Origin of the sequence: Paraburkholderia sp. JHI869 (genome assembly GCF_038900775.1) — a bacterium.
GTDB lineage: Bacteria > Pseudomonadota > Gammaproteobacteria > Burkholderiales > Burkholderiaceae > Paraburkholderia.
Genome location: NZ_JAYMSC010000024.1, coordinates 1 through 19315, shown reverse-complemented (window position 1 = coordinate 19315; position 19315 = coordinate 1). Strand labels below are relative to the sequence as shown.

17 protein-coding genes are annotated in these 19315 nt (G+C 66.4%); 2 read left to right on the top strand and 15 right to left on the bottom strand.

The genetic code is table 11. From position 1 onward, the window contains the following. Window position 1: 1 nt before the first annotated feature. Complete coding sequence (locus tag VSR72_RS31215) at window positions 2-1960, bottom strand: DUF3857 and transglutaminase domain-containing protein (protein WP_342956127.1); 1959 nt, start codon at window positions 1958-1960, stop codon at window positions 2-4. A 448-nt stretch (window positions 1961-2408) separates the two neighbouring features. On the opposite strand from VSR72_RS31215, the gene VSR72_RS31210 reads away from it, so the two are divergent. Further along, a complete protein-coding gene (locus VSR72_RS31210; RefSeq protein ID WP_342956126.1) occupies window positions 2409-3809 on the top strand; it encodes an OFA family MFS transporter in 1401 nt (466 codons plus the stop codon). A 13-nt stretch (window positions 3810-3822) separates the two neighbouring features. Continuing rightward, on the top strand, window positions 3823-3951 hold the full coding sequence (locus VSR72_RS31205; protein WP_342956125.1) for a DUF1145 domain-containing protein: 129 nt from the start codon (window positions 3823-3825) through the stop codon (window positions 3949-3951). Window positions 3952-4071: 120 nt separating this feature from the next. Here VSR72_RS31205 and VSR72_RS31200 read toward each other — a convergent pair whose 3' ends face one another. The 14 genes from VSR72_RS31200 to VSR72_RS31135 all read right to left on the bottom strand — a co-directional run bounded on the left by VSR72_RS31200 (window position 4072) and on the right by VSR72_RS31135 (window position 19265). Further along, a complete protein-coding gene (locus VSR72_RS31200; protein WP_342956124.1) occupies window positions 4072-5094 on the bottom strand; it encodes an XdhC family protein in 1023 nt (340 codons plus the stop codon). Beyond that, window positions 5067-5639 carry a carbon monoxide dehydrogenase subunit G gene (locus VSR72_RS31195; protein ID WP_342956123.1) on the bottom strand — a complete coding sequence of 191 codons (573 nt, stop codon included), beginning with the start codon at window positions 5637-5639 and terminating at the stop codon, window positions 5067-5069. Before VSR72_RS31195 ends, VSR72_RS31200 begins: the two co-directional genes overlap by 28 nt. Beyond that, the gene (locus tag VSR72_RS31190; protein ID WP_342956122.1) at window positions 5630-6844 is read right to left on the bottom strand and encodes a VWA domain-containing protein; all 1215 of its coding nucleotides are present in this window, start codon (window positions 6842-6844) and stop codon (window positions 5630-5632) included. Before VSR72_RS31190 ends, VSR72_RS31195 begins: the two co-directional genes overlap by 10 nt. A 5-nt stretch (window positions 6845-6849) precedes the next feature. Further along, window positions 6850-7737: a MoxR family ATPase gene (locus tag VSR72_RS31185; RefSeq protein WP_342956121.1), complete on the bottom strand. Its 888-nt coding sequence runs from the start codon at window positions 7735-7737 to the stop codon at window positions 6850-6852. Between the two features lie 78 nt (window positions 7738-7815). Further along, complete coding sequence (locus tag VSR72_RS31180) at window positions 7816-8613, bottom strand: xanthine dehydrogenase family protein subunit M (protein ID WP_342956120.1); 798 nt, start codon at window positions 8611-8613, stop codon at window positions 7816-7818. 13 nt (window positions 8614-8626) lie between these two features. Continuing rightward, window positions 8627-11017, bottom strand: a complete 2391-nt coding sequence (locus VSR72_RS31175) for a xanthine dehydrogenase family protein molybdopterin-binding subunit (protein ID WP_342956119.1) — start codon at window positions 11015-11017, stop codon at window positions 8627-8629. Between the two features lie 14 nt (window positions 11018-11031). Further along, window positions 11032-11520 (bottom strand): (2Fe-2S)-binding protein, encoded by a 489-nt coding sequence (locus tag VSR72_RS31170; RefSeq protein WP_342956118.1) that lies wholly within the window; start codon window positions 11518-11520, stop codon window positions 11032-11034. A 440-nt stretch (window positions 11521-11960) separates the two neighbouring features. Continuing rightward, on the bottom strand, window positions 11961-13379 hold the full coding sequence (locus VSR72_RS31165) for an amino acid permease (protein ID WP_342956117.1): 1419 nt from the start codon (window positions 13377-13379) through the stop codon (window positions 11961-11963). 303 nt (window positions 13380-13682) lie between these two features. Then, the gene (gene rqpR, locus VSR72_RS31160) at window positions 13683-14339 is read right to left on the bottom strand and encodes a response regulator transcription factor RqpR (protein WP_342956116.1); all 657 of its coding nucleotides are present in this window, start codon (window positions 14337-14339) and stop codon (window positions 13683-13685) included. Then, window positions 14336-15358: an ATP-binding protein gene (locus tag VSR72_RS31155; protein ID WP_342956115.1), complete on the bottom strand. Its 1023-nt coding sequence runs from the start codon at window positions 15356-15358 to the stop codon at window positions 14336-14338. Before VSR72_RS31155 ends, rqpR begins: the two co-directional genes overlap by 4 nt. 417 nt (window positions 15359-15775) lie before the next feature. Further along, on the bottom strand, window positions 15776-16546 hold the full coding sequence (locus tag VSR72_RS31150; protein WP_342956114.1) for a ferredoxin--NADP reductase: 771 nt from the start codon (window positions 16544-16546) through the stop codon (window positions 15776-15778). Window positions 16547-17165: 619 nt separating this feature from the next. Then, the gene (locus tag VSR72_RS31145; RefSeq protein WP_321959996.1) at window positions 17166-17810 is read right to left on the bottom strand and encodes a LysE family transporter; all 645 of its coding nucleotides are present in this window, start codon (window positions 17808-17810) and stop codon (window positions 17166-17168) included. Between the two features lie 139 nt (window positions 17811-17949). Next, entirely contained in the window at window positions 17950-18750 is an 801-nt protein-coding gene (locus VSR72_RS31140; RefSeq protein ID WP_342956113.1) for an endonuclease/exonuclease/phosphatase family protein, read from the bottom strand. Window positions 18751-18803: 53 nt separating this feature from the next. Then, window positions 18804-19265 (bottom strand): hypothetical protein, encoded by a 462-nt coding sequence (locus tag VSR72_RS31135; protein WP_342956223.1) that lies wholly within the window; start codon window positions 19263-19265, stop codon window positions 18804-18806. Window positions 19266-19315: the final 50 nt, after the last annotated feature.

Here is a 19315-nt window from a genome sequence, read left to right as displayed (position 1 = left end):
CTCACTCCGCCCGCGCCGGGCTGCCCGGCGCGGTGCCCTGCGCAGACGGCTTGACGATCAACTGCGCGCGCAGGTCGCGCGCCATCGTCTCGAACGCGGGGCGCATCTGCGCGAAATCGTCGGCGCTGCATACGTCGCTTGCAAAATGCGTTTGGCTCGTACGTGTGACGCGCAGCACGTTTGCCTGCGCATCGAGCGCGTACTGCGAACTGAAATCGATGAAACGGTTGTCGGCGTGCTGCGGCATGGGCACGTCGAGCACGCGCATGCCCGGCGGCAGCACGATGCGCGCGCGCTCGGTCACCACTACGTTGCGGCAGACGAAGGGCTGCGTGCGCCGCGATTCGCCGAGCCAGTAGCGCAGATTCGCGTCGAGCCCGCCCACGAAGCTCGTGAGCGTGGGCACGGGCGTGGTCATCTCAGGGTCGACGAAACCGTCGAAGGTGCCCGTGAGCGTGAGCACGAGCGGGCCCGCCGTGGCGTCGAGCGGGCTGGAGGCGAGCGTGGCGCTGCCGCGCAGGTTGGCGTTGCGCAGTTCCCATTGCAGCGACTCCTCACGCTGCGCGGGCGTTTGCAGGCGCAGCACGCTGCGCGTCTGTTCGGCTGACCAGCCCTCGGCCTGCAAGCGGTAGATGAAGCTCGCCGAGCCGTCGGACGCGACCGTGATGTCGAGATCGCTCTCACGCGTGGTCGTGGCCGTGGGGGGCGTGCGGACCTGGGTGCCGTCGCTGGCGAGCACGGCTTCGCGGTCCATGTCCGTCGACGGCAGGTAGCCGAACTCGATGTTGCTCGCCGTCGAGTCCGCGAACATCTGCAGATCGGGCAGCCAGGTGATGACGTGATTGATCACGCCGAAGCCCGGCACGCTCGGCAGCGTGTAGACCGTGCCGCTGCTCACGAGCGCCGGCGTGCTGCGGATGCCCACAGCTGCGAGCAGCGCGCCGTAGAGCGCGACGTGGTCCTTGCAGTCGCCGTAGCGGTTCGCGAGCACGTCGGTTGCGCGATGCGGCACGATCTCGCCGCGCCCGATATTCATCGCCACGTAGCGGATGTTGCGGCGCACCCAGTCGTAGAGCGTTTGCGCCTTGGCGCGCGGGGTATCGTCGTGTGCCGTGAGCGTTTGCGCGAGGTGCACGATGGCCGCGTCGCGTGCGGTCGGGTCCACGGCCGCGTCGCGATAGACCTTCGCGAAGGCCGCGTAATCGGGGAAGGTGGAGACCATCAGCCGGTCGCCGTAGCTCACGTAGGCCACCGAGCCATATTCGAGGCGCTGGAAATTCGCCTTGTCGTAGCGGTACTCGTAGCGCGTGCGGCCGTTCACCGTCGCGGGCGGCAGTACGGTGAAGCCGCGTGCGTCGGCGTAGAGCGGCACTTTCGCGGGCAGGTCGTAGATCACGCGGAAGTTGTGCGTGGGCGCGAGGTCGGGGGGCGTGAAGTCGCTGAACCAGCCGGGCACGAGCGGCACGCGCTGAATCTTGCGCCACGTGAGATGCACACGCGCGCCAGGCTCTACGGCCGGGAACACGATGACCTTGTCCTGCACGTCCTGGAACATCGGGGCGTCGAACGAACGCACTTCCTGCACGTCGCGGATCTGCTCGGGGCGCACGTCGTGACGCCCGCCGTGAGCGTCCTCGGTCCACGCTTCGAGCACCTCCACGTGGGCCATTTCGCGGTTGAACCACACGTAATACTGGCCCGCGCGCGCAATGCCGGCCTCCGTGTTCACGCGCAGCGTGAGCGAGTCGAGCTTGGTGTACGAGCCGTCCGCGTTGACGGTGAAGGTCTGCGTTTCCGATTCGTTGGTGTACGGCGCCTGCGCGGCGCTGCCGGCTGGGTTCACTGCGCTCGCTTCGAGGGGCACCGGCGTGAGCTGCGCGATGCCCGGGCGCAGGTCGGCGGCGAAGGTTCCCGTGGCGGGGCCGAGCACGGCTAGGCAAAGAGCGAGAGCGAGGCGCATGGGGGGCTCGGCAGGTGTCGGGTCGCGGATGGGCGCTACTTCCGTCACTTAAAAGTCATACTACCTGCTTGTCAAGCGGGTGACCCGCACACAGCCCGCGGTGGCGCCTGTATCGAGCATTGAATCTAATGCTGGGCTGCGCAACGAAATGCCCGTTCCCCTCTTTCTCCGTGTCGTCAGACGGCGTTGCCGTCGATTTGCTGCGCACGCAACAATCGATGAAGCGTGGCGGCGCGCGGGCCTTTGAAGGCCATATGTATGTTTACCTCATATTGCCAAGGCGGCGCTTGGGGACTATGGTTCGTCCAGCCGTCAAGCGGCAATTAAGTGTTCTGTGCGTTTGCGCATAAAAGAGCACGAAAGACCACGCCTACCAACAGCCATTTTGGATGGGACCAGAGCGAGTGATCACCCCCTCACTCAACCTCTGGTCGAATCGGGAGATCCCATGAGCAGCGTTGCAGATTCGACGCGCGGTGCGCAAAGCGCACCTTTCTTTTCCAAAGAGGCGACCGTCGCCCCGCCGGGCTTTTCGCGCTGGATGGTGCCGCCCGCGGCGCTGGCCGTGCATCTGTGCATCGGCCAGGCCTACGCGTTTTCCGTTTTCAACTCGCCGCTCACGAAGGTGATCGGCATTACGCAGTCCGCGGCCGATGACTGGTCGCTCACCACGCTGGGCTGGATTTTCTCGCTGGCCATCGTGTTTCTCGGGCTTTCCGCAGCGTTCGGCGGCAAGTGGCTCGAACGTGTGGGCCCGCGCCGCACGATGTTTACCGCCGCGTGCTGCTTTGGCGGCGGTTTCCTCGTTTCCGCGCTCGGCGTGCATCTGCACCAGATCGCGCTGCTGTATCTCGGCTATGGCGTGATTGGCGGTATCGGCCTCGGGCTCGGCTACGTTTCGCCGGTTTCGACGCTGATCCGCTGGTTCCCGGACCGCCGAGGCATGGCAACGGGCCTCGCGATCATGGGTTTCGGCGGCGGCGCGATGATCGCCGCACCGCTCTCGGTCATGCTGATGAAGCATTTCGCGAGCGACACGAGCGTGGGCGTCGCGCAAACCTTCGTGGTGCTCGGCGTGGCGTACTTCATCTCGATGACGATCGGCGCCATCACCATCCGCGTGCCGGCTCCTGACTGGAAGCCCGCAGGCTGGACGCCGCCCGTCGTGGCGAAAAAGCTCGTGTCTAACCAGCACGTGCACATCGACCAGGCGCTCAAGACGCCCCAGTTCTACCTGATCTGGCTCGTGCTGTTCCTCAACGTGACGGCGGGCATCGGCATTCTGGGCCAGGCCTCGGTCATGATCCAGGAAAGCTTCAAGGACACCGTGACTGCCGGTGCTGCGGCGGGCTTCGTCGGCCTGCTCTCGCTCTTCAACATGGGCGGGCGTTTCGTGTGGGCCTCGGCCTCCGACTGGGTGGGCCGCAAGAACACCTACTTCATCTTCTTCGTGTTCGGCGCGGTGCTCTATTACGCGGTGCCGCAGTTCGCGCAGAGCGGCAACATCGTGTTCTTCGTGCTCTCGTTCTGCCTGATTCTGTCGATGTACGGCGGCGGCTTCTCGACCGTGCCCGCGTATCTCGCGGACATGTTCGGCACGGCGTTCGTGGGCGGCATTCACGGCCGTCTGCTGACCGCGTGGGCCGCGGCTGGCGTGGCGGGCCCGGTGCTCGTGAACTACGTGCGCGCCTACCAGGTCGCAAACGGCGTGGCGAAGGCCGACGCGTACACGATGACCGTGCACATCATGGCTTCGCTGCTCGTGATCGGCTTCATCTGCAATTTGCTCGTGCGCCGCGTGGACGCGAAGCATCACATGAGCGAGACGCAACTCGCCGCCGGTAAATAAGGAGGAACGCGCAATGTCTACTCAAGTTGCCACGAAATCGTCGAACAAGGCGCTGATGGCGGTCTTCTGGCTCTACGTGCTGGTGCCGCTCGTATGGGGCGTGACCAACACGCTCGCGCAGGCGATGAAGCTGTTCGGCTGATGCCTTCCTGATGTTCGAATGGCTTGGGGCGGCGTGAGCCGCCCAACGAAGCAACCCGTGCTGCGGGCCGCCGACGAGAGTCGCGGCCCGCAGTTTTTTTAGAGCGCCTGGTTGCGCGAATCACACATCACAAGTCGATCCCGCGCCCGCTGCCTGTTCGCGCGCGGCTTTTGCGCCTTCGACCTGGAGAATGGTCGGCAGGGACACGCCGTTTTTCGCCGCGGTGACCTCCGCGAGGATCGACACCGCGATCTCAGGCGGCGTGCGGCTGCCGATGTAAATACCCACCGGCCCATGCAGCCGCGCGAGTTCCGCTTCGCTCAGGTCGAACTCCTTGAGCCGTTCGCGCCGCGCCGCGTTGTTGCGCCGCGAGCCCAGCGCGCCCACGTAGAACGCAGGCGTCTTGAGCGCTTCCATCAGCGCGAGGTCGTCGAGCTTGGGATCGTGCGTGAGCGCGATCACGGCGCAGCGTTCGTCGAGCTTCATGTCGAGCACGGTGTCGTCGGGCATGGTGCGCGCGAGCGCCGTGCCAGGCACGTCCCAGGTGTCTGTGTATTCCTCGCGCGGGTCGCACACGGTCACCTGGTAATCGAGCCCCACCGCGATCTGGCACAGATAGCGCGAGAGCTGGCCCGCACCGATCACCAGCATGCGGTAGCGCGGCCCGTGAATCGTGAGCAGGCGCACGTCGTCGAAGTCCACGCCATCGGTCGCTTTCGCGGGGCCGAGCGTGGCGCGGCCAGTCGCCATATCGAGTGTGCGCGCAACGAGTTCGCCGCGCTCGACGGTCTCGAGCAGTTCGCGTATGCCCGATGCCTCGGAGAGCGGTTCGAGCACGAGCTGGATCGTGCCGCCGCATGGCAGTCCGAAACGATGCGCCTCTTCCGCCGTGATGCCGTACTTCACGGCTTCGGGTTGGGTGATCGTCACGCCTTCGCGGTGCACGCGGTCGATGAGATCGTCCTCGATGCAGCCGCCCGACACGGAGCCGACCACGAGGCCGTCGCCGCGCACCACGAGCATCGCGCCCTCGGGGCGCGGCGACGAGCCCCACGTTTTCACCACTGTCACCAGCAACGCGCGGTGCCCTGCGTCGAGCCAGCGCACGCTGGATTTCAGGACTTCGAGATCCACGCTGTCCATGATCGTTTCCTTTTCGGTGTTTCCTCAGTGCCTTCGCCTTCCGGCTGGCCTTCTGCGTCGCTCGCGGCGAGTTCCGCCGCCTCGTCGGTATTTTGCTGCGTGCCGCCGCCCAGCTGTTCCCCGAAACGCTTGAAAAACTCGCCGGCAATCTTGCGCGCCGCGCCGTCGACGAGGCGCGAGCCGATCTGCGCGAGCTTGCCGCCCACCGACGCGTTCGCGGTGTAAGTGAGCGTGGTCGACTCGTCGCCAGCCGATTCGAGCTTCACGTGCGCGTCGCCCTTGCCGAAGCCCGCCGCGCCGCCCTGGCCTTCGAAGACGATCGTGTAGCTGTTCGGCGCGTCGATATCGGCGAGCTGCATGCGGCCCTTGAAGCGGGCCTTCACCGGGCCCACCGCGGCGGTCAGCGCAACGGCGTAGGCGTTCTCGCCATCGGCTTCGATGCTTTCGCAGCCCGGTATGCACGCCTTGAGGATCGCCGTGTCGTTGAGCGCTTCCCAGGCGCGCTGTTGCGGCACCGGCAGCGTGTGACTTTCGGTCAGCTCCATCGTGTTTCTCCTTGTGCTTCGCACAGGCTGCGCGCGAACGCTTCGAGGCTGTCGAGATTGTGGACGGGGTAATGCGCGTCGACGTGGGGCAGCATCGCCTGCACGCCGCGCGCCTTGGGTGCGAAATCGCGGTAACGCAAGAGCGGATTGAGCCAGACCACGCGATGCGCGAAGCGGTGCAGTCGCGCCATCTCCTCGCCGAGCAGGCTGCATTCGTCGTGATCGAGCCCGTCGGTAACGATCAGCACCGTGGCGCGGCCGCCGAGCATGCGGCGCGCCCAGCGGCGATTGAATTCGGCTAGCGTCGCGCCGATGCGCGTGCCGCCCGACCAGTCCGCAACCTGGGTGGCGAGCTGGGCGAGCGCGACATCGGGGTCGCGTTCGCGCAGCGCGCGCGTGGCGTGCGTCAGGCGGGTGCCGAAGAGAAACACCTGCAGACGCTCGCGCGATTGCAGCAGCGCGTGGCAGAAGTAGAGCACCGCGCGCGAATAGCTGCTCATCGAGCCGGAGATGTCGAGCAGCAGCACGAGCGGCAGCTTGCGCTCCACGGGCGCGCGATATTTCCACACGGTCCAGTCGCCGCCTGCGCGAACCGCGTGGCGCGCGCTTGCGCGCAGGTCCGCGTGCGTGCCGTGCGAGGCGGCCTTGAGGCGGCGCGTGCGTTCGGTCGCGAGCGGCAAGCGGCGCGCGCGGATCAGGTGGCGCAGCGCACGCCATTCGTCGGCGGAAAGCGTGTCGAAATCGCGTTGGCGCAGGCGTTCTTCGGCGCTGAACGTGGCGTGCGCGCGCAACTCGTGTTCTTCGTGCGAAGGCGGCGGCTTCGCGCCGGGGCGATTGGCGGGGCGTGCCGCGAGCGCGTCGGCGAGGCGGTTGTTGCGGCGCGGCGGCGGCACGCCGCCTTGTACCTTCGGCAGCAAGAGCGCGCGCAGCTTGCCTTCGAAATCGGGGTCGCGCCAGAAGAGGGCGAACGCGGCGTCGAAGATCTCGCGTTCGTCCGGTGCGCTCGTCAGCAGCGCGGCGAGCGCCGCATGCACGTCGTCGCGGCGGCCGAGGTCGATATGGCGCAGCGCTTCGATCGCGTCGACGGCGCGCGAAGGCGACATCGGCAGGCCCGCGCCGCGCAGCACGCGCACGAAATGCACGACGTTGCGCGAGAACGTGGGCATGGCGTCGATCGCGGCGGTGTCGTTCGCGGCGGCGGGCATCGTGCTCACTCCGTGAGCGCGAGCGTTTGCGCGATGCGTTGCGCGTCGAGTTGCGCGAGGTCGTCCTGGTACTTCAGCAACACGCCCAGTGTGTCCTGTACCGATTGCGGATCGAGTTCCGTTACGGCGAGCGCAGAAAGCGCGCGGCACCAGTCGATTGTTTCCGCAATACCGGGCGCCTTGAAAAGGTCCATTGTGCGCAGTTGATGCACGAATGCCACCGCGCGATGCTGCAACTCCGGGGCGGTTTCAGGCGCGCGCGCGGCCACGATCGCGAGTTCGCGCGCACGGTCCGGGTAGCCTAGCCATTGATAAAGACAGCGCCGCTTGAGCGCATCGTGCACTTCGCGCGTGCGGTTCGAGGTGATGACGACGAGCGGCGGCGTGCTCGCACGTATGGTGCCGTATTCGGGAATCGATACCTGGAAGTCCGAAAGGAGTTCGAGCAGGAAGGCTTCGAACGGTTCGTCGGCGCGGTCGATTTCGTCGATCAGCAGCACGCGGCGAGCGGCGGGGTTCTGCGGATCGGGTTGCAACGCCTGCAACAACGGGCGCTTCAACAAAAATTCGTCGCGATAAAGCGTGTCGTTGTGCGGCTTTTCGCCGGCGGCTTCGGCAAGTCGCAGCGCCATGATCTGGCGCGGATAGTCCCACTCGTAGAGCGCGCTCGCCGTGTCGAGTCCTTCGTAGCACTGCAGACGCAAAACGGCGGTGCCGAGCGTTGCCGCAGCGGCTTTCGCAAGTTCGGTCTTACCGACCCCTGGCTCGCCTTCGAGAAACAGCGGCCGCTCCATGCGCAGCGCGAGAAAGAGTGCCGTGGCGAGCTCGCGGCTCGCGTAATAGCCGCGCGCTTCGAGTTGCGCGAGGGTGTCGTCGATCGAGGCGGATTGCATTCGGGCTTCTGTGAACGCTGATCAAAGGCGGCGAGCGCTCCCACGTCTCTCATGGAAGCGCTCGCCCTCGGGACAGGCCTAGCCGTTGGCCTTCGCCACCGCGCGAGCCGCGAGCACCGGGATGAGGTGCGCGCGATATGCCGCGCTCGCGTGCAGGTCGGTGTTGAGGTCGTCAGCGGGGATTTTCACCGCGCGTGCGGCTTCCGGCGCGAAGTTCGTCTTGAGCGCGCTTTCCAGCGCGCTCGCGCGGAACACCGAAGGCCCGGCGCCCGTGACCGCCACACGTACTTCACTGGCGTACTTCGCGACGAACACGCCCGCGAGCGCGAAGTGCGAGGCCGGATTGCGGAACTTCTCGTAGGCCGCGCGTTCGGGCACCTGGAATTCGACGGCCACGATCAGCTCGTCGGGCTCCAGCGCCGTTTCGTACATGCCGAGGAAGAAGTCGTCGGCCGCGATGCGCCGCCGGTCCGTCACCACCGTCGCGTTGAGCGCGAGCACCGCAGCCGGATAGTCGGCGGCGGGATCGTCGTTGGCAATGGAGCCGCCCAGCGTGCCGAGCGCGCGCACCTGGCGGTCGCCGATCATGCCCGCGAGGTCCGCGAGCGCGGGCAGCGTGTTGCGGATCTGCGCGTTTTCGGCGACGTCGGCATGGCACACGGCCGCGCCCACCTTCACCACCTTGCCGTCCACCTGCAAGGCTTTGAGCTCGGGAATGCGCGTGACGTCCACGAGCGTGGTGGGCTGCGCGAGGCGCAGCTTCATCGCCGCGAGCAGACTCTGGCCGCCGCCCAGGAATTTGGCGTCGGCGTCGGCCGCGAGGGCTTTCACGGCGCCTTGCGCGTCAGTCGCGCGCTGATAGTCGAATGCGTACATGGAGCGCCTCCGCTCAAGGTTGTGAAGGGGCCTGCGCGGCCTGGATCGCTTGCCATACTCGATGCGGCGTGGCTGGCATCTGTAGATCTTTCACGCCTAAGGAGCTAAGTGCGTCCAGAATGGCGTTGATGACGGCAGGCGGCGAACCGATCGCGCCTGCCTCGCCGCAGCCCTTCACGCCGAGCGGATTGTGCGTGCACGGCGTGCCCTTCGCGGTTTCCACCGTGAATGAAGGCACATCCGACGCGTGCGGCATCGCGTAGTCCATGTACGAGCCCGAGAGCAACTGGCCGCTTTCGTTGTCGTACACGCAGCTTTCGAGCATCGCCTGGCCGATGCCCTGGCCGAGCCCGCCATGCACCTGGCCTTCGACGATCATCGGGTTGATGACGTTGCCGAAGTCGTCCACAGCGGTGAAACGCTCGATGCGCGTCTCGCCCGTTTCGGGATCGACTTCGACTTCGCACAGATACGCACCCGACGGATACGTGAAGTTGGTCGGATCGTAGAACGCGCTTTCGTCGAGGCCCGGTTCGAGCGTCTCCAGCGGATAGTTGTGCGGCACGTACGCGGCGAGCGAGATTTCGGCGAAGGTCTTCGTGCGGTCGGTGCCCGCCACGCGGAACACGCCGTCCGCGAACTCGATGTCCTCCACGCCCGCTTCGAGCATGTGCGCCGCGATCTTCTTTGCCTTCGCCTCGATCTTGTCGAGCGCCTTCATGATGGCCGAGCCGCCCACCGAGATCGAGCGCGAGCCGTAGGTGCCCATGCCGAACGGAATGCGGCCCGTGTCACCGTGCACGATCTCGACTTGTTCGATCGGCACGCCCAGACGATCGGCCACGACCTGCGCGAAGGTCGTCTCGTGGCCCTGGCCGTGGCTGTGCGAGCCCGTGAACACGGTGACGGAGCCGGTCGGGTTCACGCGGACCTCGCCGGCTTCGAAGAGACCAGCACGCGCGCCAAGTGCACCCGCGATGTTCGAAGGCGCGAGGCCGCAGGCCTCGATGTAGCACGAGTAGCCGAGCCCGCGCAGCTTGCCTTGCGCCTTCGACGCGTCGCGCCGCGTGGCGAAGCCCTTTACGTCGGCGAGTTCCAGCGCGCGCCCAAGGCACGCTTCGTAGTCGCCGGTGTCATAGGTGAGGCCAACGGGCGTGGCGTACGGGAAGCTCGTGATGAAGTTACGGCGGCGAATTTCGGCAGGGTCGATGTTCATCTCGCGCGCGGCCGTTTCCACCAGACGCTCGACCACGTAGGTCGCTTCCGGTCGGCCCGCGCCGCGATACGCATCGACAGGCACCGTGTTCGTGAACACGGCCTTCACCTCGGCGTAGATCGCAGGCGTGGTGTACTGGCCCGCGAGCAGCGTCGCGTAGAGGATGGTCGGCACGCTGGAGGCGAACGTCGAGAGATACGCGCCCATGTTCGCCGTGGTGTGCACGCGCATGGCGAGGAACTTTCCATCCTTGTCGAGCGCGAGTTCGGCTTTCGTCACGTGGTCACGGCCATGCGCATCGGAAACGAAGGACTCCGATCGTTCGGCGGTCCACTTCACCGGGCGGCGGATTTTCTTCGCGGCCCACGTGAGCGCGACATCTTCGGCGTACAGAAAGATCTTCGAGCCGAAGCCGCCGCCCACGTCGGGCGCGACGATGCGCAGCTTCGTCTCCGGCAGCCCGAGCACGAACGCGGCCATGAGCAGGCGTTCGACGTGCGGGTTCTGGTTCGACACGTACACGGTGTAGCTGTCGTCGTGCTGCGAGTAGCTCGCGTTCACGGCGCGCGGCTCGATGGCGTTCGGGATGAGCCGGTTGTTGACGATGTCGAGTGTCGTCACGTGCGCGGCCTGTGCGAAGGCGGCGTCGGTCGCGGCCTTGTCGCCGTGGCCCCACGTGTAGCACGTGTTGTTCGGTACGCCGTCGTGCACGAGCGGCTGGCCCGCGTCGGCGGCGTGGGCCGTATCGACTGCGGCGGGCAGCTCTTCGTAATCGACAACGACGAGTTCGGCGGCGTCCTTCGCGGCCTTGACCGAATCGGCGATCACGAGCGCGACCTGGTCACCCACGTGGCGCGCTTTCTCGTGCGCGATCACCGGATGCGGCGGCTCGTTCATGGGCGTGCCGTCGATGCTGTGAATGAGCCAGCCGCACGGCAGGCCCCCCACGTTTTCCGCGGCGAGATCCGCGCCGGTGAACACGGCCACGACACCGGGCGAGGCCTTCGCGGCGTTGACGTCGATGCTCTTGATGCGCGCATGCGCGTGCGGCGAGCGCACGAACACGGCCCAGGTTTGCGCGGGCAGCACGACGTCGTCGGTGTACTGGCCGGCGCCGGTCAGGAAGCGGAAATCTTCCTTGCGCTTGATTGGCGCGCCGATCATGCGATTGGGTTCGGGTGCGTTCATGGTGGCCTCCCGAATCAAGCGGCGGTGGTCGTGCCCGCGCGCATTTCCTGCGCGCCAGCGACCACGGCCTTCACGATGTTGTGATAACCCGTACAGCGGCAGAAGTTGCCGTCGAGTCCTTCGCGCACGTCCGCTTCGGTCAAGTCGGGCTTGGCGGCGGCGAGCGCGGTCGCGCACATCACCATGCCTGGCGTGCAGAAACCGCATTGCAGGCCGTGGCATTCGCGGAACGCGGCCTGCATGGGATGCAGCGCGCCATTCTTCGCGAGGCCTTCGATCGTCGTCACCTCCATGCCGTCGCACTGCACCGCGAGCTGGTTGCACGACTTGATCGCGCGGCCGTTCAGATGGACGGTGCAGGCCCCGCATTGCGCCGTGTCGCAGCCGACGTGCGTGCCGGTGAGACGCTGCTGTTCGCGCAGGAACTGGACGAGGAGCGTGTGAGGTTCGACCTCGGCGGTCACGGGCGCGCCGTTGACCGTGAGGCTAATACTGATCGCCATTGATTGTCTCCAATGTCGACCGGAGCACGGCGCTCGCGCGTGGCTCCGGTCCCATACCGGGTGATGGGATAGAGACCTGCCTGGGCCCGCTTTTTTACACTGAATCGACCGCCATAACCGCCCGCAGTAAGACTCGCCCGTCGAACGCGTTGCACCTCATTGCGCGCGCAACGCACAACTCCGCACACAAAACGCGGGGCGGTTCGGGAGAAAGCGGGTGGAGCGGAATCTGGGTCCGGCTGGTGCCTTTCTGTTCAGTGAAGCCTGGGGTGACGCCCGGACAGTAAAGCACAATTTGCCGAATTTCGCTGCGCGGGGTTTTACCCTCCAGAATGCTTGCAGCGTGCGAAAAAAAAGCCCGCCTCGATGATTCGGGGCGGGCCGTTGCGTTGCAGTGCAGCGATCGAGGCGATCAAAGTGCCGCGAAGATCACGCGCTCATCATTCGTGATGCACTGGCTCGTGCGGTGCGTGCGCGAGGCGCGAATGACGGCGCGAATAGCCGAAGTACACGATGAGGCCGAACGCTGTCCAGACGAGGAAAGCGACCCACGTGAGCGCCTGCAGATTGATCATCAGAAAGAGACAGGAAGCCACCGCGAGAATCGGCACCACGGGCACGCCGGGGCAGCGGAACGCGCGCGGCAGGTCCGGGTGCGTCTTGCGCAACACGAGCACGGCGATCGACACCATCGAAAACGCGGCGAGCGTACCGATGTTGATGAGCTCGGCGAGCACGTTCAGCGGCACGAGCGCGCCGATCAGGCCAAAGAAAATGCCCACGAGCCAGGTCGTGAAGAACGGCGTGGCGAACCGCGGATGCACCTTCGAGAGCTTGGCCGGCAAGAGGCCGTCGCGCGACATCGCGTAGATGATGCGGGTCTGGCCGTAGCTCATCACGAGGATCACGGTGAGCATGCCGAGCACGGCGCCCAGATCGATGAAGCCCGCGACCCAGTTCTCGCCTACCGCCTGGAGTGCGAACGAAACCGGATGGCCGACATGCGCGAAGCGCGGCGAGGGCACGATGCCTGTCACGACCGCCGCCACGGCTACATAAAGCACCGCGCACACGGCGAGCGAGGCGATGATGCCGATCGGCAGATCGCGCTTGGGGTTCTTCACTTCCTCGGCGGCGGAAGACACCGAGTCGAAGCCGATAAACGCGAAGAACATCACGGCCGCGGCGCCGAACACGCCGCGCCAGCCGTTGGGCATGAACGGATGCCAGTTGGCGGGGGTGACGTGGAACACGCCCACCGCGATCACGAGCAGCACCACGGTCACCTTGATCGCCACCATGATGTTGTTGATGCGCGTGGATTCGCGCACGCCCACGGAAAGCAGCGCCGTGATGGCCATCATCACGAGGAAGGCGGGCAGGTTAAAGAGCGTGTGCACACCTGGCACGGCGCCGGGCGCGGCCGAAAGCGCGGCGGGCAGCGTGAGGCCGAAGCCCGAAAGCAGCGATTGCAAATAACCCGACCAGCCCACCGAGACCGCCGAAGTGGCGAGCCCGTACTCGAGCATCAGGTCCCAGCCGATCACCCACGCGGCCAGTTCGCCGAGCGTGGCGTACGAATAGGTGTAGATCGAGCCGGCAACGGGAATGGTCGAGGCGAATTCGGCGTAGGCGAGCGCGGCGAAGCAGCAGGCAAGCGCCGCGATCAGGAACGAGACCATGAGCGCCGGGCCGGCCTGTACGGCGCCCGTGCCGGTGAGCACGAAAATGCCGGTGCCGATGATCGCGCCGATGCCAAGAAAGGTGAGGTCGAGCGCGCCGAGTGCTTTTTTCAGGCCGGCGCCCTTGGCGCTCGCCTGCAACATGTGCTCGACGTTCTTCTTGCGAAAGAGGGACATTTGGCGGGGAACTCCACGTAAAACGCGCGAAGGCGAGGAACCGGCGCAGTGGGATGACCCATGCCCGCCTTCGCCGGCTTCGCGTGCCGGATGTCTTTGGGGGAAACCCTAAATTTTAGCGGATGTCGCGCGCGAGACTGGTTGAGCAGGGTCGGAAACGCTCGCAAGGCGCGGACGATTCCGCCGCAATCCGGAGCGCGTACGCGCAAACCTTCCCCGGACCTGCGGGAACGGCGGAATTCATTTCCGGATCAACGGGTTATGGCGAGAAGGCCGCCTTGATGCCGCTGCGCCGTCTGGATTTCAGGCGCTGACGGTGGGCGAGAGATCGACGAGCCGGTTGCTCATCACGTAGAAGGTCAGCTCGGCGTTGTTGGTGAGCTTCATCTTTTCGAGCAGGCGCGTGCGGTAGACGCTCACCGTCTTGACCGAAAGCGAGAGCGCGTGCGCGATGTCGGTGAGGCGCTTGCCCGAGGCGAGCATGCACAGCGTCTGGTATTCGCGGTCGGAGAGCTTTTCGTGGGGCAGTTGCTCGCCGTCCACCAGCACGTAGTCGGCGAGCGCTTCGGCCATGGCCGGGCTCACGTACTTGCGGCCCGCCGCGACCTGCTGGATCGCGGCGATCATCTGCGCGGCGTCCACCGTCTTCGAGAGATATCCGGCCGCGCCTGCCTTGAGCGCCCGCACCGCGTATTGATCTTCGCGAAACATCGAGAACATCAGCACCGGCACGCGCGGCGCCTTTTTCTTGGCGCGCTTGAGCACCTCCACGCCGTTCATGTCCGGCAGCGAGATGTCGAGGAGGACCACGTCGCACACATGCTTCGCGATCGCCGCGAGCGCCTCGGCGCCGGTTTGCGCTTCGATCACCTCGGCGGCAATGCCGCGGTCGAGCAGCAACTGGCGAACGCCCTGGCGCACGACGGCATGGTCGTCGACCAGCAGGATGCGATGGGTCATGAGCGGGCGCCTTCTGTCATGAGGAGGGGCGAAGCGCAATGGGAGACGGCCAGCAGCGCGTCCCAGGCGAAGCGCGCGCGCACGGTCGTGCCGCGCTGGGCGGCTTCCTGCTGTGCGTCGTCGTGAGCCGCGCGCGCGATGCCGCCCTTGACGGCGCGCAGCGAGCCGCCGAAGGCGGCGCAGCGTTCGCGCATGCCGGCGAGGCCGTAGTGCCCGGAGCGGGTGTTGCGTTTTTCAGTGCTGCCGTCGTCCTGGCTCAAAGCCGGGTTGCGGCGCGCGCGCTGGGCGATGCGCGCGAGGCCGATGCCGTCGTCGGCGATCGTGAGCGTGAGGTGGCGCGTCGTGCTTTCGAGCCGCACTTCGGCGCACGTGGCCTGCGCGTGGCGCGCCACGTTGGCGAGCGCTTCCTGGGCCACGCGGAACACGGCGAGCGCGGCCTCGGCGGGCAGGCGGGCGAGGCGTGCGTCGTCGCTGGCGCCGGCGAGGTGGGCGGCGAGGCCCGTGCGAGCCGCGAAGCCGCGCACCCAGCCCGAAAGCGCGGGTGCGAGGCCCGCTTCGAGTTGCGGCGCGTGCAGGCCGTCGAGCACGTGGCGCATCGCGCCCGTGGCCGCCTCGAGCGAGCGGGCGACAAGCGCGAGCGCCTCGGCGCATTGCGGCGGTGCGTTGGCGGGCAGCCAGGTGTGGACGTTGGCGAGCGCGAAGTGCGTGGCGGCGAGTTCGGCGCCGACACTGTCGTGCAGATCGCGCGCGAGCCGGTGGCGTGCGGCTTCGTCGGCGTGAATGGACTGGGCGGCGCTGGCGTGGGGAAGCGCCCGGCTCGGGCGACGGCTATCGCCGCGCGCCGGCGCGGCAATTTGCCGATGCGCGCGGTCGAGGTCTTCGAGCGCGGCCACCGTGGCCGCTTCGTCGGCGGCAGCGGACCATGCGAGGAAGGCGAGGCCGTCAACGCCATGAGCGGCGCGCGGCGCATCGCCGGCAGGCGTGCGCGCATTCGGCGCGGCGTATCTCGACGTATTCATCCTTCCCCCGTTCAGGAACCGGTTCCTGCTGTCAGACATCCGTCGGGATTGGTTTCCCCGGCGTGACGGCGAACAGCACGGCGCAGCGTAACGAAATTTACAACCAGTAACAACCTGGCTCTGTCCCTGGACACGACCCAGTGTATCCAATGTTGCGCTGCGATAATATCTTAAAAAAAGAAAAACTTCAGTCTGGACAAGGGTTAGCGGCCAAACTTCAGGTGCAGCATGAGGTCGCGGGCCTTTGTCATGTAGGAAAAATACTGACAGGGAAGGTATCGCATTTGTGTGACAACTGTAACTGCATCGGCGGCAAACTCGCGACAAAGTAACGAGCCAAATTAAAGTGTGCAGGCGAAAAAAAACCGGAGCACAAAGCTCCGGTTCTTCGAGTCGTGAGTGACCTGGCTGCGGCGCTTAGCCGACGAACGCCTTTTCCACCACGTAGTGACCCGGCTGGTTGTTGCTGCCTTCCGTGAGGCCGGCCTGCTCGAGCAGCTCGACGGTGTCGCGCAGCATGTGCGTGCTGCCGCAGAGCATGATGCGGTCGCGCTCCGGCGAGAACGGCGGCAGATCGAGGTCTTCGAACAGCTTCTTCGTGTCGATCAGCTCGGTGATACGGCCGCGGTTGTCGAACACTTCGCGCGTGACGGTCGGGTAGTACACCAGCTTCTCGCGCACGATCTCGCCCAGATACTCATGGTCGCGCAGCTCTTGGGTGATGAAGTCCTTGTACGCGAGTTCGTCGACGAAACGGCAGGTGTGCGTGAGCACGATCTTGTCGAAGCGGTCGTAGATATCCGGGTCCTTGATGATCGACATGAACGGCGCGAGGCCCGTGCCGGTCGAGAGCAGCCACAGCACCTTGCCGGGCAGCAGGTTGTCGGCCACCAGCGTGCCGACGGGCTTCTTGCCGATCAGAACCTTGTCGCCGACCTTCAGGTGCTGCAGGCGCGACGTGAGCGGGCCGTCCGGCACCTTGATGCTCAGAAACTCCAGATGCTCTTCGTAGTTCGCGCTCGCGAGCGAGTACGCGCGCATGAGCGGCTTGCCTTCGACTTCGAGGCCGACCATGGTGAACTGGCCGTTATCGAACCGCAGGGCCTGGTCGCGCGTGCAGGTGAAGCTGAAAAGCGTGTCGGTCCAGTGATGGACGCTCAGAACGGTTTCTTCGGTGAATTTGCTCATGGTTCCTGAAGTGCGAAACAAGCGCCGCCTGACTGCGGCGATCCTGCCGGCCTGCTGTCCAGTACAGCGTAGCTTTGACGATAGGCTCGGGACCCGGCTGCCAGGCTTGATGGCCCGGCAGGCAAGTCCCAGTTGTTTGTTTGCCAGCCCGCTCCGCTGCGAACGGAGCGCAATCCGTCATTTTACCGCGCTCGGGCCGGAAGGACCCGCTTGCGCCTGCTCGAACGACTTAGCGCTGCAAGAGAGGGTGGCTCGCTGCGGCGGTGTGCTGGCATCCGCACGCGAGCACAACACGCAACGGCGGGGTCTGCTGGCGACGGCACAAGGGTTGGCGGGTAGCCTCGCCCGGCCTTGCGAGCCGGACTGGATCTTGCCAGGACCCGCGAGAGCGGGTTCTCGTGCCGCTCGCAGCGCGCGCCGGATGCTGGTGGTCCGAGCGGCGTGTGCGAATTTTCCGCTGAATGATACCGGAAGGTCTGACAGCCCGCAGCATTGACCCTGGTGGCAGGGCAGTTTCGGGGCGGGTTTTAGACGCCGATACGTGTGTAATGGCGCCATTTTCAGCGCTGCAGCGGTGGTGCGACCGTGCGCCGCGCCGCGTGAGGCGCGCGATCGCGCCCTAACGGTCGGCCGCGAGCTTCACGCCAAGCCCAATCAGCGCGGCGCCGCAAAACGCGTCGATCGGGCGGCGCAGGCGGCGGTAGCCGCGCTGGGTGCGGTCGTCGGCGAACAGGAAGGCGAGGCTGCAATGCCAGCCGAACGACATCGTGGCGACCGTGGCGAGCGCGACGCCGTAGAACCACAGCGGCGGATGCGCCGGAAATACGGCTGCGAACACGCTGGTCCAGAACACGCACGACTTGGGGTTCGTGAGGCAGGTGATGAGGCCCGCGCGCCAGGTGCGAAGCCACGCGCGCCGGTCGGCGGGAGGCAGCGGTGCGACGACGGCTTGTGCCGCGGCGGCTAGCTCGCGCCGCACGCCCGAGCGCAGCAGCTTGAGCCCGAACCACACCAGATAGAGCGCGCCCGCCACGCGCACGCCGTTGTAGAGCCAGCCAATGTGCTGCAGCACAGCGGCGAAGCCGAGCATGGCGAGCGCCGCCCAGAGTGTGGAGCCGACGCCGACGCCTGCTGCCGAGGCCACGCCGAGGCCGCGCCGGCCGGCAAGCGAAAGCTGCGTGACCATGAAGAAGTTCGGGCCGGGGCTGATGAGCGCAAACAGATAGACGACAACGATCTGCAGCAGCGTGGCGAGGTAATGCATCTGAGGACACCTGACGAAACGAAAAAACGCGCGGCGCGCGCGACGCGACATATTAGCGTGGGCCGGTGCATGCGGGTGGCCGCGATCGGCGGAGTGTCGCGCGGATGCTTCGGCTGGGCAGCGGCCGCTGCCAGGCGCGTCAGTCTTCGAGGCGCAGGCGCGCCATGTACGGCAGATGGTCCGAAAGCCAGGCGGTTTCCTGCGCGGGCTGGATCAACTCGACGGGCTTGAGGCCGCGCACGAACATCTTGTCGAGCGCGAGCGCGGGCGAGAACGCCGGGAAGGTGCGCGCCGGTTCGCCGAGCAGCGTCGCGACTTCCTGCAACCCATGTTCGGCGAAGAGCGGCACGGAGTCGTTGCGCCAGTCGTTGAAGTCGCCCGCCAGCACGAGCGGCCCCTGCGGCGCTTCCTTCACGATCCAGTGCGCGATCCAGTTCATCTGCCGCAGGCGCGCACTGCGCGTGAGCGCGAGGTGCGCGCACAGCAGCGTGACCGACTGCCCGGCGACGTTTGCGCGCGCAACGAGCAGCCCGCGCCGCTCGAAGCGGTGTGCGGAGATGTCCCAGCGACCGCCGAGGTCGAGCGGATGCGGCGAGAGAATCGCATTGCCGTGCCGCCACGAAGGCTTGAACACGTTGGGCCCGAGGGCGATCTGCAATTCGAGCGCCGTGGCGATTTCGGTGGCCTGGCAGTGCCAGACGTCGTCTATCGGGTCGCCGAGCTGTGAGCCGAAGGCCGAGGCGAGCACCGGCTGCGGCAAGCGGCGGGCCATCGCTTCCTGGAGGAACCAGGCGTCGGCATGGGTGGACTGCACCCAGCGCCGCATGGCCTCCCAGGCCTCGAAGCCCAGCGGGGAGCGGCCCTTGTGCAGGTTCCAGCTCACGGCGACGAAGTCTTTGCTCTGTGAGGTGTCGATGAGCGGTTGTTCGGGATTTCGCATGCGTTTTTTCTAACGGATTGGGTCACGCCGGGTCATGCATTGAGCCATTGCGATCACTGTGTGGGTGGCGCGAGCGTTGCGTGCACCCGGTACGCAAGCGAGGGGTTCTGGTCGACGATCTGCCAGGTGACCCACTGCCCATCCGGCACGATCAGGCCCGGATGGCTCGCGTTCACCTGGCGCGGCTGCGGCGGCAGCTTGCAGCCTTCGGGCGTGCTCGGCGCGGTGTCGTTTTCTAGCGTTTCCTGCGCGTCGATCGACAGGACGACGAGGTTCGCGCGCACCTGCAGCGGCGAAACGGTGATCGTGCGCGACAGGTCGATGCTGCCTGCGGGCTGATCCTTGCAGCCCACGTTGTGCGAGACGACCTTGTGATGCGTGTCGGTGCGCGCCTGGCCGATCGAGGTCGTGCCATTGAACGCGTCGATCTGCTGGCCGTCGCGCATCACCTGCAATTCCCACTGGACAGCGCCCTGCGTGACCGGCGCCGGTGCGGGCGCCGCACCTGGCACCACAGCGGCGGTGGCGGGTGCAGTCGGAGGCGGTGGGGGCGGAGGTGTCGCGG

Excerpts from the sequence above, each read along its gene's own strand:
- VSR72_RS31215 (WP_342956127.1), bottom strand. The coding sequence starts at position 1,960 with ATGCGCCTCGCTCTCGCTCTTTGCCTAGCCGTGCTCGGCCCCGCCACG.
- VSR72_RS31210 (WP_342956126.1), top strand. The coding sequence starts at position 2,409 with ATGAGCAGCGTTGCAGATTCGACGCGCGGTGCGCAAAGCGCACCTTTC.
- VSR72_RS31205 (WP_342956125.1), top strand. The coding sequence starts at position 3,823 with ATGTCTACTCAAGTTGCCACGAAATCGTCGAACAAGGCGCTGATGGCG.
- VSR72_RS31200 (WP_342956124.1), bottom strand. The coding sequence starts at position 5,094 with ATGGACAGCGTGGATCTCGAAGTCCTGAAATCCAGCGTGCGCTGGCTC.
- VSR72_RS31195 (WP_342956123.1), bottom strand. The coding sequence starts at position 5,639 with ATGGAGCTGACCGAAAGTCACACGCTGCCGGTGCCGCAACAGCGCGCC.
- VSR72_RS31190 (WP_342956122.1), bottom strand. The coding sequence starts at position 6,844 with ATGCCCGCCGCCGCGAACGACACCGCCGCGATCGACGCCATGCCCACG.
- VSR72_RS31185 (WP_342956121.1), bottom strand. The coding sequence starts at position 7,737 with ATGCAATCCGCCTCGATCGACGACACCCTCGCGCAACTCGAAGCGCGC.
- VSR72_RS31180 (WP_342956120.1), bottom strand. The coding sequence starts at position 8,613 with ATGTACGCATTCGACTATCAGCGCGCGACTGACGCGCAAGGCGCCGTG.
- VSR72_RS31175 (WP_342956119.1), bottom strand. The coding sequence starts at position 11,017 with ATGAACGCACCCGAACCCAATCGCATGATCGGCGCGCCAATCAAGCGC.
- VSR72_RS31170 (WP_342956118.1), bottom strand. The coding sequence starts at position 11,520 with ATGGCGATCAGTATTAGCCTCACGGTCAACGGCGCGCCCGTGACCGCC.
- VSR72_RS31165 (WP_342956117.1), bottom strand. The coding sequence starts at position 13,379 with ATGTCCCTCTTTCGCAAGAAGAACGTCGAGCACATGTTGCAGGCGAGC.
- rqpR (WP_342956116.1), bottom strand. The coding sequence starts at position 14,339 with ATGACCCATCGCATCCTGCTGGTCGACGACCATGCCGTCGTGCGCCAG.
- VSR72_RS31155 (WP_342956115.1), bottom strand. The coding sequence starts at position 15,358 with ATGAATACGTCGAGATACGCCGCGCCGAATGCGCGCACGCCTGCCGGC.
- VSR72_RS31150 (WP_342956114.1), bottom strand. The coding sequence starts at position 16,546 with ATGAGCAAATTCACCGAAGAAACCGTTCTGAGCGTCCATCACTGGACC.
- VSR72_RS31145 (WP_321959996.1), bottom strand. The coding sequence starts at position 17,810 with ATGCATTACCTCGCCACGCTGCTGCAGATCGTTGTCGTCTATCTGTTT.
- VSR72_RS31140 (WP_342956113.1), bottom strand. The coding sequence starts at position 18,750 with ATGCGAAATCCCGAACAACCGCTCATCGACACCTCACAGAGCAAAGAC.